The following is a 14,758-nucleotide window of genomic DNA, read 5'->3' on the forward strand; positions in this document are numbered from 1 at the left end:
TTAAGACTTGAATGTTGAGCGAGTGCAGCCGTTAGAAGTCATGTTTCAATCTGCTGAGTCGAAATGATTCAGAAAGCTTTCTTATTCTTGTCATTCAAGCCTTGTTTCTCAGGTTGTTAAGGATTCAATTTTGACACTTTCTCTGGAAGATGCATTGTTCGCCCTGAAGATCGAGCTCAGTGAAGAGGAGTGCAAACAGCTAGAGGAACCGTATCAGCCGCATTCGGTATTAGGACATAGTAGCTAGCCTCAGGATTTTAATCCACCATCCTAAGCGTCCAGCAAGGCCTCTAACTCCTTCAGCAATCGTTCTGCTTTTGTGCGCGATCGCCCGGTTAAAGAGGCTTTAGAAAGACGCTGCATCACGGATTTAACGCGGCTCGAAAACGGCTCAGCTTGATCCGCGGATTCTGGACTTTGTTCTTCACGCCAAGTCTTAACCGCTTCTGTGATTTGATCACGGGACCAACCTCCTGCGATCGCTTGCTCGAGCAACGCCTCGCGGGCTTCCTCATCTGTGATTCGAGCGAGCAAACGCGCTTTTGATCCTTCTAAGTGGCCTTGCATAATCGCAGTTTGAATGGACTGCGGAAGATTGAGCAGTGGCAAAAAGTTGACCCGAAATCCTTCAGGCCGGTAGCGTCCGAGTCGTTCAAATTTACGCTCGACAATGGCCCAATACGCTTCAAGCTGTTCGAGGGGAATCGTCGCTAGGAGGCTATCTTTGCGGGGAGGGCGGTGCGTTCCATCGGACTGACGATTGCGGGAGTTCCAGCTAAAGAGGGCGATGACTTGCTCACGAGACAGCGATAATTCAAGCTCTAGCGATCGGAGAATGCCGTGAACGGTTTCTAAATCGTTAAAGTCCCGTCGCTTCAGGTTTTCTTCAAGCTCAAGATCAAGCGCTTCAGCCGCATCGACCTCAAACACGAGTGCATCTACCCATTCAATCTTTGCTTGTTGACACGCAAGATAGCGAGTTCCGCCGGCAATCAGCTTATATTTTCCTGATGCGGTAGGGCGGACCCAGAGAACCCCTCGAAATCCAGAGGAGCGAAATGTTTCTACAAAAGAACGGACTAATACTTCATCATGGGACTGTCGGACTCGATCGCTAATTTCAATGTCTGATAAGCGTAATCGGATGACGGCTTCACTGCCGTTTTTCTCAGTCTTTGGCGCGGGCAGGTTATCGAGATCTGCGGTGGGCATCATGGACCCAATGTTTTGCAAAGCTGCTGCAAGCCGATTAGCCATTGAGAATCTCCTCAAGTAATTGCTGAATATCTGACCATGCTTTTTCGACTGTCTTACCCCGCAGTTGTCCAATCGAGATTCCTCGACCAAAGGCTTCATCGTAAGCAGCATAATCACGGATTACGGATTCAAAAACGGGAATGCCTTGTGCTCTTAATCCGGCTTTGAAGGTGGTCAGGGTTTCTTCTCGGGTGTTTGGATGGACGCGATTGAGCACGATTCGGTGCTTTTGACTGCCAACAGAATCTAAGAGTTTCACTGTGGAACCTGTGACGCGCAGTTCATCTTGCTTGGTTGAACTGGGAATCAGAATTAATGTCGAGCGCTGCACAATTTCTTCGAGGTCAAGTGGTTCGGGTCGAGCTTTGGTATCGACGAAAAAGTGGCGGCAGTTTCCAGTTTGTCCGACTGAGGCGGTTTCGCTCATGACCCGCAGCGGAACACTTTCGCTGTAAACAATCGATCGCGCTCCCACTAGCGTGCTGCGGTTTGGGTCGCCATCGATCAGAATGGTTTCGATGCCACGTTGTGCTAGGGCATAAGAGAGATTGACGGCGATCGTGGTTTTTCCGACTCCGCCTTTTTGATTCAGGATTGAAACCAAAAGAGGCTGGATGATGGGTTGCGAAGTGGAAGATTTGGCTGAGGGTTTGGCTTTCTTTTTAGAGGTCGATAGGGCAGGCATAGCAGTATTGAAGGAACGTGAATTCTAAACTTTTGTGGTTTTGGTGCTGGGATAAATCCGATGATTTCTGTCGCTGACTTAGAGGGCAAATGATCTTAGAAGGCTCTCTCAAAAGTCGATGAAATGATAATACTGGTAAATCGCAAGGTTTGAGTGCTTTCTTTAGCTAATTCAAATCCAAAAGCGTGAATACCGGTATTCGCACTTCATATTTCTCAAATTCAGAAGCGTGAATACCGGTATTCACGCTTTGTAATGGGAGTGCTTGAGCCAGACCTGCTGAATCGAGGTAAAGTCTGTGACTGATGCTCGAGGAATTTCTGATTCGCGATCGCACTTCTTTAGACTGAAACTGTCAGAACTGAATACTCAACTTGAGGGCAGAAGCCCCTACTTGATAAATTGGCTACACCCTCAATCTCCCGCCCAGCTAACTCATGGATTGCCCGCATTGCTGCTCGGCTCACACCGCTCGATTGCAACGCACCGCTGACTTGGGCTATGCAACGTTTCACTGCAAGAATTGTTGTCGTACCTTTAATGAACGCACAGCTATACCTTTCAACTTGATCGAGGTGCCTACCGATATTAGACCTCTTGCAGATTGGCTTGAGACAGGTTGGACGAAGCACCGACAATGAGAAGAACATCAGGACATTGCAATTGATAAGCGTCCTGATGATGAACTATACAATAGCTCAAACTTTCTCTGCTGCCCACTTCAAGCGTCGCTTTGGTATCTATCGAGATACCTTCAAAGAGATGGTCAAAGCCCTTAAACTAACCTGGAGAACAAGTCCTAAACCTGGTGCTAAACCCAAATTAGGACTGGAAGATCGGGTGTTGGTGGCGTTGGAATACTGGCGAGAGTATCGCACCTACTTTCACATTGGCAGTAGCTGGGGGATTAGCGAGTCCACGGTCTGCCGAATCGTCCACTCGATAGAAGACGCCCTGATGCGCTCACGCCGGTTTCGCTTACCTGGCAAGCGTCAGCTAGTCTGAGGCTTTGGCACGCCAAGCGTGGTCGTTGTAGATGTGACTGAAACTCCGATTGAGCGTCCCAAGCACCATCAACGCTGGTTTTACACTGGCAAGAAGAAACATACCCTCAAGTGCCAATTAGTAATTGAGCAAACCACCGGACAGATTATCTGCACTTTCTTTGGCAAAGGACGACGGCATGACTTCAAGCTGTTCCAGGCCTCCGGTGTCCACTTTCATCCTGAGTGCGAAAGCTTGCAGGATAAGGGCTATCAGGGGATACAAAAGCTCCATACCAATAGTCGTTTGCCCAAGAAGAAACCCCGTAGGGGACAGCTCACAGCAGCAGAGAGAGTGTATAACCGTCAGCTTGCTCGGGAGTGGGTGGTGATTGAGCAGGTCAATCGCTGCTTGAAGATCTTCCGAATTTTGGCAGAACGTTACCGCAATCGCCGCAGATGCTTCGGGTTGCGCTGCAATCTGACTGCGGCTTTGTATAACTTTGAGCGGTCGCAGTTCGCTTCAGTAGGTCAATTTGTAAGAGGTCTGTTGTCTTTCAAGTCTTGCTGTGTCGATTCCGCTACAAGATGAGCTTTCGCGATATTGCCGAATTCTTTCTGTTGCGTGGGTTTGAGTTTACCCATGAAACGGTTCGGGATTGGGAAGAACGCTTTGCTTCCATTTTTGCCCAGCAGTTGCGTGCCAAACGCAAGGGAAAGGTGGGCAAGATCTGGTTTGTGGATGAGACGTACATCCGAGTCAAGGCAAGATGGTGTTATTTGTATCGAGGCATCGATGAGGATGGGAATCTAGTCGATGTGCAGTTGAGCGAGAAACGAGACATGGCAGCGGCAAAGACCTTCTTTGCTGAGGCACATGAGGTCGCACAACAACCGCCTCAACGAGTAGTGACATATAGTCTGGCTTCGTACCCAAGAGCAATTGACGAGGAATTGGGAATGAATGTTGAGCATGAAGTGAGGGGATGTCTGGGAAATTCGATCGAACCGAGCCATCGAGAGGTCAAGCAACGTTACTATTCAATGCTTGGTTTTGGAGCGATTGAGAGTGCGAAACGATTTTGTCAAGTGTTTGATGAAGTGAAGCAATTTTTGCGACCCAGAGCAAGAATGACAGAATTAGTGTCTCTATCGAGGCAGCGAGAAGGCTTTATTGAACGAGTGCATGAATTGCAGAGGTTATTTTAAGCTACCTGATTGAAGATAGAAAAGAGAAAGTTTGCAATGATGAAAGACGTCAAAGGAAACCGCGACTTGAGTACTCAGATCTGACAGTTTCCATTTGAGTTCGAGGTTGAATACCCTCGAACCAACGTGAATTTTTATAGAGGCGCGGTCGTGACCGATAGGGTAGTTAGTCGGGTTGTCGCAAAAGTTTTGAGGTATGGTACTTCCAGTAGAAGAATCTCAAGCTTTAAGGTTTATCTTTTATTAGTGGAACAACTATAGGGTTTGTACACTATTTTGTGTCAAAGGTTCAAAAGTTTGATCTAATAACCACTGAACCAAAAACACAACGATTATGACCTTTCGACCTGAATTACTCGATGAATTGCTCAAGAACTATCAAAGTCCTGAAGATTTAGTGGGAGAGGGCGGCATTTTGAAGCAATTGACGGCGGCGTTAGTCGAGCGCTGTCTGAATGCGGAAATCGAACATCACTTGGAGGAAGAACGGCAAGAGCCAGTCACAGATGACACGCCGCGCAATCGCCGCAATGGGCACAGCAAAAAGACGATTAAGGGCGAGTTTGGCGAAGCGGAAATTGCGGTTCCACGCGACCGGAACGGAGCATTTGAGCCAATCATCGTTGCTAAAGGACAAACACGCTTTGACGGATTTGATGGCAAGATTCTGTCGCTGTATTCGAGAGGCATGAGTGTGCGCGATATTCAAGCGCAACTGCAAGACTTGTATGGAGTCGAAGTGTCGGCTGGCTTAATTTCTAAAGTCACTGATGCCGTTGAGGAAGAACGTAAACTGTGGCAAAGTCGCGGACTTGACCGAGTTTACCCAATTGTCTATTTTGATGCGATTGTGGTCAAAGTGCGGCACGAGGGGCGTGTGATGAATAAAGCCATTCACCTTGCCCTGGGTGTGACTCTCTCTGGCAACAAAGAGCTTTTAGGGATGTGGATGACGCAGAATGAATCCGCAAAATTCTGGCTTTCGATTCTAACTGAACTCCAGAATCGCGGCTTGAAGGATATTTTCATTGCCTGCTGTGATGGACTGACCGGATTTGCTGATGCCATCGAAGCGGTGTTTCCTAAAACTCAAGTTCAACTGTGCATCGTTCACATGGTACGAAACTCGCTCTCGTATGTGTCGTACAAAGACCGTAAAGCGGTTGCAGCTGACTTGCGGCTGATTTACACCTCAGCTACCGAAGCTGAGGCAGAACAGCAATTAGTCGCCTTTGCCGAAAAGTGGGACAAACAATACCCGATTATCAGTCGCTCCTGGATGAACCACTGGGCAAGAGTGATTCCGTTCTTTGCTTTTCCCGATGACATTCGACGCGCCATCTACACCACCAATGCGATTGAATCACTCAACATGACGTTGAGAAAAGTGATCAAAAATCATCGAGCTTTTCCGACTGATGAATCAGCACTCAAAGTCATTTATCTAGCGATGCAGAACGTAGCAAAAAAGTGGACAATGCCGATTACAAACTGGAAGCCTGCTTTAAACCGATTTGCAATTGAATTTGGCGCGCTCTTCGAGATACCCGCAAGGGGTCGTATGCCAGTGTAATTTTGATCCTTGACACAAAGCTATTGACATACCCCAACTATAGTTTTCTGCGACATAACTCAACTAATTACACCAATCAGGGACACTTGCTCACCATTTCAAAGCCGATGAAAAGAAAAAGAGGATTATTTCTCTTCTTCTAAACCTAACTCCTCCTTGTAGTTAAAATCACGCTTAATTCTTCTGTTGGTAATAGGCGTGAGGTCATATTTGGCGTTGTGCTCATTGATTTCTAGTTCATGTTGAGCAAACCACACCTTCACCTCAGCGGCAGACTGACCGCTAATCTTCTGGAGAATGCCTTGCGAGATATAAATCGGCGGTTCTTGCTTCGATTTGTTGTACGCGACGATTGCTGCAAAGACCTTCTCAATCGTGATGCCATCCGCTTCTTCTAATTCTGATTCTAGCTCCTCTTGCTGCACTTCGCTTGTCGGAGAAGAGCTAAGAAGCATGTTCAACGCCTGATCGAGCGTCTGATCGTTAACGGAAGTGGCACTGGTGGAAGCAGCGGGTGTAGAGGGATTAAAGCCCTGTTGCAGGATGTCCAAGGCTTGATGCTTCAGAGTTGTCACAGCGCGAGTCGAAAGGTCATATTTTTGAGCGACCGTCTTACTTGCATTAGTATCACCGAGCAGTTCACGATGTAAACAATCTAAAGCAACTTTAACTTTTTCGGTCGAAGATAAGGTGTTCGAGTTTCGCGGCATAAGAGAACCAATTAAGATTGGCAGGTAGACTAACGCTCAGTCAGAATACAGCAAAAGAGAATAACCCGATCATAGAATTCTCAACTCATCCCATTAGAAGTTTTAGCCATTGGAGCTTATTTAAGAACGCCCGCTTTGAAACTACTGTTAATCGACAGGTCATGTAAAACCTTAAATGGTTTATCGCTTCAATACCTGTTGATTGAATCATAGCCAGAGTATAAACAGTTCAATGATCTTGCCCGGACAAATCAAAGTCGTTAAAATGACAGAGACTCGTTATTTGAAGATCGCTATCAGCCTCAACCTTAGCTGAACTGAAGAATGGCTAATCCGGTGTTGATCGCCATCACTTCAACCAGCCGAAGCGTTGGAAAGTCAGTCAACCATCGTTTCACCGTTTCTCGCTCTGCGTCGCGGTGATAGTCATCCAAAATCAACCAAGTGCCAGGGCGAATAAAGCTGTGAAGCAAATGCGGAGCCGGATACCTAGCAAATGGCTGGATCGTATGGGGAGGACCATCCACCAAAATTAAATCAGCTGCAAGGGGTGTAATTTCAGAAAGGTTGTACCACAAGCTTGGGTCGCCGTTAATTGATTGAACGTGTAAAGGACAATGCACGACCTCGGCACGGTCGAGTAAGTTCTTTTGCTGCAAGCGCTGCACAGTATCTTGATACCAATAGGCATCATGTTCAAGGGTGATCGATCGATCGATCGTGCCCTCTTGCTTTAGTTCTGCCAGCACTACCGTTGAAGCTCCACTGCCTACTTCGACGACCGTGCGAAGCTGATGCGATTCAATAAACTGTGTGATGCACTTTAGCGCTTCAGCAGAAAGTGCCCACAGATTTAATTTACTTGAATGAGTAGTCGCCGCGATCCTTTGGATCTTGGCAGAGTCGATTTCAACAGGTTGAGCAAAATCGAGAGAGGGAGCGCCAGCTCCTGATTGAGGCAGCAAATTAAAATGTGCCTGAACTCGCATTTGTAGCTCGTACTGTTGGGCTAATCCTCGCCGCTGCATCGCATTCTCGATCGCCTGCTTGGAACACAGAATCTGTTCAATACTCTTTTGCGAAGACACGCAGTCATCATGCACTCGGTAGTAATAGAGGGGGCGCTGTAGATGTGAGACTTCGGTGATTTCTGATAGTTTTAGGCATAAGTCATAATCTTGCGCCAATGGAAAGCGATCGTCGAATCCACCCACTTGCTTGTAAACACTGCGTCGCATCAAGCGAAAATGAAAGACCATGAACGACAGTAGCAAGGCTTCTTTTGAGTAGGGGATTTGACAACGTTTGCCATAACCTAAAATTTGATTTCGCTCATTGATAGTTTGGTAGTCGGTATACACTAAGCCAATGCGAACATTCGTCTCTAGTACGGCAACGGTTTCTTCGAGTGCGGTGATCGCGAGGAGATCATCGCTATCGACTAATCCGATGTATTGCCCTGTGGTTTGTAAGATTCCACCAATTAACGCGCGCACTCGCCCGTGATGAGTTGCTGCAACAACTCGGATGCGTTTATCCTGTGCCGCATAGTGGCGAGCAATTTCAATGGAGTCATCTGTTGAGCCATCATCCCAAATCAGCAACTCAAAATTACTATAGCTTTGACTAAGGACGCTTTCGATCGTCTCACTTAAGTACTGCTCCCGGTTGCGGACTGTGGTAATGATTGAGACAAGCGGCTGAGACATGGAAGGTTTGCTCCGGAATTTAGACACGAGATGTTGACTCAGAGTCCCTCTGCTTGCGTTTGCGCCAGGATACTCCCCCCCACACTCCTACTGCAAGTAGCGTTCCCATTGCGCTTGGCTCTGGCACTGAAGCCGCATTTCTAAAGTCTTTCGTGCTAACCGAATCACTGTCTGGTTCAGTCAAGCTCATCTGACTCATTCGAGCCGAGTTGTCGCTATAGCTGGGTCTCCAGTCACAGCCATAGCCAAATTGCCCCCACCATGAACTGTCATAAATCGGGTATTCTTTTTGGGTGGTTGAATGAATGCAGAACTCTCCCCAGCTAACTGGAGGGACACAGTCCTTCCCAACTAAAACGTAGTTAGCAGCACAAAGTTGCTGTTTTTTCACCCTTGTTACAGAGTTTTTCCATCCCCAGCTCATGCCATCATAAATTTCAACCCTTGTAGCAGTACGAGGAACCACTAAAAATAATTCAGCATTCCACCAGTGGGACTGATCGTTGTCCTCACGACCGGGTGTATCATTAAAATAACTTGGGTCATTAAAGTCGAGTGGCGCATAGAAGGGAAACTCAGGTCCTTCGCTGTCGATCCTGTCTTCTTCGACGCCATGCACGTCCAAGACGGAGCCGTGATTACTCCATACACGTTGAATCCAGTTCACCAAATTGGTTGAAGGCTCATCAGGACTAGCGGGTTGATACTTTACTTCAATAGTAGCACCAACATCAGAGTCATAAAAGTCAAACCCAGCACATTGTTTATCTGGAACGCAAGGGTAATAGTCGCCAATTGAAAACACTGCGTTTAGATACTGTCCAGGAATAAACGTCCATCCCCCAAGATTTCTATTGTCCTTGAGCAAACGTGTTAGATTTGGTGTCCCTCCTGGTGATAGCATCTGCAAGGGATTCACAGATACAGTACCAACAGCTACAGTCTTACCTCTGCTACTACGGGGGACAATATAGCCTGCATCGCCATACCTTATTCCACTGCCATAGTCAATGTATGCGGCATGCCCTGGGCGAGAAAACAAGATGTTGCAGAATGTGATCAATAGTGTCGCTAGGACAGATGATTGATGGCGCATTGAATATCTCCTAATTCCTTTATTCTTTGAAAGCATTGCTCGGCATCAGCAGAAGCTCACGCTTGAACAGTTTGACTAGGTTACATCGGTAACTATGCGGAACTGAATTGGGGAAGTCGTAACTTCTCCAGTCCACACAGCTGCGGCTTGACCAAGTGAAGTACGATCCTCTATTGAGAGAAATTTCCAAAACCACTCCTGTTGACGAAGAGTACTGTTGTAAACAAACTGAATTGAGTACAGGTCAGGATTAAGATCTGCATATGCCCAAATGTTTCCGCTCTTTTCGGTAAAAGCACATCTCACCAAGTTGTTCCACCATAGAAACGTGCACTGGCAGATAAATAAAGCAGATTCTCCAGACTGGAGAATTTTAAGATTAGATAAGTTAGGCTTTACTCTCCTATCTGCACCGACCATTCTCCCTGGTACAAGTTGATTAGTAGCATCTCGAAACTCAGGGTGCATTGAATAGAGCCATACGGATTGAGCCGTTTCTGCCATGTTGGTCAGTCGGATACCACAGCCGACTTGGACTTCAGCCCTCGGTTCATATGGAGGCATGACAACAGTACGATCGTTGATCACCGTTTCAAACCGAATTCCATTCACTTCGATTGCATTGCTTTCGTTCGAGTGCGAAGACATCATGATGATTTTCCACTACTAGAAGGATGGACAACTGGTTTTTCGTGCTTGTCGCAAGTCAAGTCGAACTTCTTCGTTAATGTTTGAACATAAAAACCCTATGCACTCTTCTGTCTTAAATGGTTCAGGCTAAGAATGTGAGTTGACTGGTATTTTTGCGTCTAGCGTGAGACGCTACTTGAATGTTACAAGACCCACAACCCCTCACCATGGACGGGATCATAAGCCGTAAAGTAGAGCTTCGAGCCAAACACGCTTAAGTTGACGGGCATTGAATCTTCAATACCTGGGTTAATATCCATTACAAGCGTAGTACCAGTCTCAGTTCCATCAGTCCGCCAGAGTTCACTACCAGAAAGGGGATCATAGGCTGTGAAGTAAATGTAATTTCCGAACTTCACCAATTGCAGAATGCTAGGCTCAGACTCCTTAAAGGCAAAGTTTCTAATTCTGACGGTTCCTGTAGCTGTTCCATCGCTTTTCCACAGTCCATAACCGTCAGACGTGATTGCAACGAACAGTAGATTTGAGTTTAGTGATGTGATGTAGTACGGTGCAGATCCAGATGTACCTAGAATAATGTCTTTTACTAGCACCGTGCCACTAGCTGTTCCATTACTTTTCCATAATTCATAACCACTCTCTGGCTGTTGAGCAGTGAAGTAAAGCGAGGAACCGTGTGCAGCTAAACTGAGTGGACCAGAACTATCAAAATCAGGAACAATGTCTTTTACCAGCATTGTTCCATTTGAAGTACCATCACTCTTCCACAACTCCACTCCAGTGGTTTCATTAGCTGCGACGAAGTAAAGCGTTTGCCCCACCACAGTCAATTGACGAGGACTAGAGTTACCGTAGCCATCATAGATGTCTTTCACTAGAACTGTACCGTTTGTCGTTCCATCAGTTCGCCATAGCTCTCTTCCCGATGTATTAGACAAGGCAGTGAAGTAAACAGCGTTATTCATTGCAACAAAATCAGCAGGATCAGAGCTAAATTGATCAGAAGAAGAGCCATCACTGAAGACACCGGAATTAATGTCTTTCACTAAGACTGTTCCAACTGCAGTACCATCACTCTTCCACAGTTCTCGCCCATAGGATGAATCTGTGGCAGTGAAGTACAAAGTGTTGCCAACCACAAATAGATTTGCTGGCTCAGAGCTTGCTGTACCAGGATTGATATCTTTGACTAGAGTAGTCCCTGCTTGTGTTCCATCAGTTCTCCACAGCTCAACACCCAAAGTGGCGTCAGCAACAGTGAAATACAAGTAATTTTGACTCGCTATTAACTGACTAATCGAGCCGCTCTCACTGCCCGGATTTATTGCCTTAACTAACGTAGTTCCTAGCTGTGTTCCATCCGTTTTATATAACTCATCTCCTGTTACCGGATTGTGCATTGTGAAGTAGACCGTATTGCCAACGTTCTGCATCTCAATGATTTGCGCTTCGTCAGATTGAGGATTGATGTCCCGCAGCATCGTTGTTCCGGATGCCGTACCATCACTCTTCCATAACTCAATTCCTAGATTCACATCGGCAGCAGCAAAGAATAGGTTGCCGTTCATGACAATCAGATTACTGGGATCAGAACTACCTGAGCCTAGATAGCTGTCTTTTACCATCACAGTCCCATTGGTGGTGCCGTCAGTTTTCCACAATTCATAACCAGTATCAGCGGTTTGAGCGCCGAAGTAGAGCGTACTGCCTATAGCTGCAAAACTCCAGGGATTTGAGTTTTTCTCGCCCATATAGATATCTTTGACCAAGATGGTTCCAGCACTGGTGCCATCCGTTTTCCACAATTCATAGCCAAGGCTAGGAATGTAGGATGTGAAATAGAGCGCATTGTTGAAGGTAAAGAAATCCGAAGGGTTAGAGTTTCCTGAACCCGAATTGATATCTTTAATTAGCACTGTTCCTCCAGCAGTGCCATCGCTTCTCCAAAGCTCTGTACCATCTTCTGGAGTGAATGCAGCAAAATACAGCGTGTTGTTCATGGCTGCAAAATTAAAGGGAAATGCAGCCTCAATCCCTTGTGCAATGTCTTTGACAAGTGCTGTTCCTTGGGCGGTCCCATCACTCTTCCATAACTCGTTCCCGTGTGCCTGAGTATAAGCAGTGAAATACAGCGTGTTATTCACAACTGTCAGTTGGTAGGGCTTTGAACCTGAACTCCCTGCATTGATATCAGATACGAGAACGGTACCTCCAGCAGTCCCATCACTTTTCCATAACTCAAGCCCTTGTACTCCATTGCTTGCAACAAAGTAAAGCAGATTGTTCATGACAACGAGATCAGACGGGAAAGAACTCGGAGTTCCCGGATTAATATCTTTCACAAGAACGGTGCCTAAGCCAGTCCCATCTGTTCTCCATAACTCTACCCCCCCAGACTCAGTGGACGCAGCAAAATAGAGAACTCCATTAAGAGCAGCAAAATGAGCAGGATTTGAGCTAGATGTTCCAGTATGAATGTCCGAAACTAATTCAGTTCCGGCAGTTGTATGTTTCCATACTTCCCGTCCATATTGAGCCGTTTCAGCAGTAAAGTAAAGGGTATTACCAACCACCATCAGATTCTTAGGATTGGAACTGGCGATTCCTGGATTGATATCTTTCGCTAACACTGTTCCTGCTGCGGTGCCATCGCTCTTCCATAATTCGATTCCACTACTAGATGTGGCAGTGAAATAGAGCATGTTGTTCAGCACGATAAAATCATTAGGAGCTGCGTCTTCACTTGTAGAATAAAGATTCCTTAGGTGATGTGGTAAGAATTCGGAGAAGTCAATACTGAAGCGGGTATTGATGCCTGTACCAGAGTACACTCGCACGAAATAAGTACCCGCAGATAAGGCAGATGTTATTCGCTCTTCTAAATTTCCCGAATTTGTGGAATTTGTGATAACGTTGCCATCGCTGTTTAGTAGTTGAAGATCAGCATTAGCAGTTAATCCAGTCAGAGAAATGCTGTAAGTTGCATTTCTATTCACTGTAATCCTGTAATAATCTTCTCGATCAGTGTTGCTTAAAGATCCTATGTAAATTCCAGTTCCATTTAATAAACCTACATCAAAGGCATTAGCGATCGTATTTCCTGCTTCATCGATCGCGTTCAAAACTTCCGTGCCATTGCGTCGCACTCCGCTCTGCCAACTCGTACCCACGGCCGCTGGAACTCCGGACGTAGCAATCGCCGTCCCATTCATCAGCCACACGGCAGTTTCGCCCGTATTAGTCTGCCGCCACACCAAATCCGATTTGCCATCGCCATTGAAGTCCTTGACGCCTTCAATTCGCCACTCGTTTGCCACAGTGTAGACTTGTCCAGTGGTGTAACTGATCTCATTCATCAGCCACACTGCCGTTTCGCCTGTATTAGTTTGCCGCCACACCAAATCCGATTTGCCATCGCCATTGAAGTCGCCCACGTCCTGAATCTGCCAAGCGAGAGAAACCCCAACTGCCCCGGTCGTCGTTGCTGTCATGCCATCCATGAGCCAGAATCCGACCTCACCAAGAGCCGTATTGCGCCAAATCAAGTCGATGCGGTTGTCGGCGTTCAAGTCCCCTAAGCGTTGAAGCTGCCACTCCAAGCCAATGGGTCCCGTTGCTCTTGCCTCAATCCGAGTCGTGCCGTTCATCAGCCAAAAGCCCACTTCTCCCGTGGTCGTTTTTCGCCATACTAAATCGGCTTTGCCATCCCCATTCAGATCTCCCACCCCTTGCACCTGCCAGGCTAACTCCACGGCAAACGAGCCGAACTGATTCGTCGTTTTGCCATTCATCAGCCACAGCCCCAGCTCGCCCGTCTGGCTATTGCGCCAAAGAACGTCGGTTTTGCCATCGCCGTTGAAATCCGCAAACTGCGTCGATTGCCACGCGTTGGCAACGCCCGCTACCACCATGCCGCTATCGGCGATCGTCGTGCCGTTCATCAGCCACACATGGGTATTGCCCGTGGTCGTCTCCCGCCAGAGGATGTCGCTGGTGCCGTTATTGTCGAAATCCCCTCGCCCCAAGATTTGCCATGTCATGGGCGTAGGCAGCGTGGCGGTGTCCGCAATCGTCGTGCCATTCATCAGCCATACCGAGAGATCACCTGTTGACGGGTTCCGCCAATCGATCGCGGCGGGAGCGGGTAGCGCAGGCTGAGCCGTGCTACTGAGGATATAGTTGACCGTCGTACCTGATTCAAATGACACTTCGAGGTAGTAGTCCCCAGCGGCAAGCGGTGTCCTATTAATCAGTTCTGCCAATGACCCCGTGTTTGTGGATTGTGCTATCACTTCCCCAGAGTCGATCGCACCATTGGCATTAGCGTCCCGTATGAGTGCGAGATTCGCATCCCCGTTAAGTCCGCTCAGCACAGCATTCAAACTACTACTGTGACCGAGCGTAAAGCGAAAATAGTCGAGGCGATCGCTTGTAGCATTCACGCTGTCATTGAGCGGTTGCGAATTAGCAAGACTGAATGGGGTTGCAGTGTTGAGGGTGTTTCCAGGATCAGGCATAGAATTAGCTAGGGGTGCTTCCGTAAGCAACGTAATTTTTTACACTTGTTCTGCTTAGCTAGAAATAAAATTTTTGTCAGCTAGAGTACTAGTGCAAGATAAATTTTCCCTAAACTTAAACAACACGCATCAGTAAATACCGAGGAAAATCAAGTGTTGCTCAATACAGTTGGCCTCGTTAATCTATTCAATTTGTGCTTCAAGTCGAGTAGAAATCGTGTAAGCCAAAGTGAGCAAAGCGGCACAAGAACCGCTCGAGTTTGTGGTATGAGCAACTGCGTAGGAGCGGCGGATCAGGGTAAAGCGACGTGAGCACTTTTTATCTTCCAGCCGCGAAATCGACCTCATTACTCCGTCCGTTTCTAAGT

The 14,758-nt window shown here is 47.1% G+C and carries 10 protein-coding genes and 1 pseudogene; 4 read left to right on the forward strand and 7 right to left on the reverse strand.

The features are described from left to right. Positions 1-270: 270 nt before the first annotated feature. Together AC5JLB_RS25585 and AC5JLB_RS25590 are read right to left on the reverse strand one after the other, a co-directional pair. Entirely contained in the window at positions 271-1,257 is a 987-nt protein-coding gene (locus tag AC5JLB_RS25585; RefSeq protein ID WP_495876653.1) for a ParB/RepB/Spo0J family partition protein, read from the reverse strand. Next, on the reverse strand, positions 1,250-1,942 hold the full coding sequence (locus tag AC5JLB_RS25590; protein ID WP_495876654.1) for a ParA family protein: 693 nt from the start codon (positions 1,940-1,942) through the stop codon (positions 1,250-1,252). Before AC5JLB_RS25590 ends, AC5JLB_RS25585 begins: the two co-directional genes overlap by 8 nt. Positions 1,943-2,240: 298 nt before the next feature. Between AC5JLB_RS25590 and AC5JLB_RS25595 the strand changes: the two genes are divergently transcribed. From AC5JLB_RS25595 to AC5JLB_RS25610, 4 genes and pseudogenes are all read left to right on the forward strand, one after another. Further along, positions 2,241-2,435, forward strand: coding sequence for a hypothetical protein (locus AC5JLB_RS25595; RefSeq protein WP_495876655.1), 195 nt, complete (start codon positions 2,241-2,243; stop codon positions 2,433-2,435). A gap of 188 nt (positions 2,436-2,623) precedes the next feature. After that, a pseudogene (locus AC5JLB_RS25600) lies at positions 2,624-3,517 on the forward strand (IS5 family transposase). Beyond that, positions 3,514-4,134, forward strand: a complete 621-nt coding sequence (locus tag AC5JLB_RS25605; RefSeq protein WP_495876656.1) for an IS6 family transposase — start codon at positions 3,514-3,516, stop codon at positions 4,132-4,134. The pseudogene AC5JLB_RS25600 and the gene AC5JLB_RS25605 overlap by 4 nt, the downstream one beginning before the upstream one ends. A 334-nt stretch (positions 4,135-4,468) precedes the next feature. Further along, complete coding sequence (locus AC5JLB_RS25610) at positions 4,469-5,707, forward strand: IS256 family transposase (RefSeq protein ID WP_495876657.1); 1,239 nt, start codon at positions 4,469-4,471, stop codon at positions 5,705-5,707. 125 nt (positions 5,708-5,832) lie between these two features. Here AC5JLB_RS25610 and AC5JLB_RS25615 read toward each other — a convergent pair whose 3' ends face one another. The 5 genes from AC5JLB_RS25615 to AC5JLB_RS25635 all read right to left on the reverse strand — a co-directional run bounded on the left by AC5JLB_RS25615 (position 5,833) and on the right by AC5JLB_RS25635 (position 14,390). Next, positions 5,833-6,417 carry a hypothetical protein gene (locus AC5JLB_RS25615; RefSeq protein ID WP_495876658.1) on the reverse strand — a complete coding sequence of 195 codons (585 nt, stop codon included), beginning with the start codon at positions 6,415-6,417 and terminating at the stop codon, positions 5,833-5,835. 308 nt (positions 6,418-6,725) lie between these two features. Next, the gene (locus AC5JLB_RS25620) at positions 6,726-8,126 is read right to left on the reverse strand and encodes a glycosyltransferase (protein ID WP_495876659.1); all 1,401 of its coding nucleotides are present in this window, start codon (positions 8,124-8,126) and stop codon (positions 6,726-6,728) included. 19 nt (positions 8,127-8,145) lie between these two features. Continuing rightward, entirely contained in the window at positions 8,146-9,222 is a 1,077-nt protein-coding gene (locus AC5JLB_RS25625) for a PEP-CTERM sorting domain-containing protein (protein WP_495876660.1), read from the reverse strand. 75 nt (positions 9,223-9,297) lie between these two features. Continuing rightward, positions 9,298-9,873 (reverse strand): hypothetical protein, encoded by a 576-nt coding sequence (locus AC5JLB_RS25630; protein WP_495876661.1) that lies wholly within the window; start codon positions 9,871-9,873, stop codon positions 9,298-9,300. A 182-nt stretch (positions 9,874-10,055) separates the two neighbouring features. After that, complete coding sequence (locus AC5JLB_RS25635) at positions 10,056-14,390, reverse strand: ELWxxDGT repeat protein (protein WP_495876662.1); 4,335 nt, start codon at positions 14,388-14,390, stop codon at positions 10,056-10,058. Positions 14,391-14,758 lie beyond the last annotated feature (368 nt).

This window comes from Myxacorys chilensis, assembly GCF_059505265.1.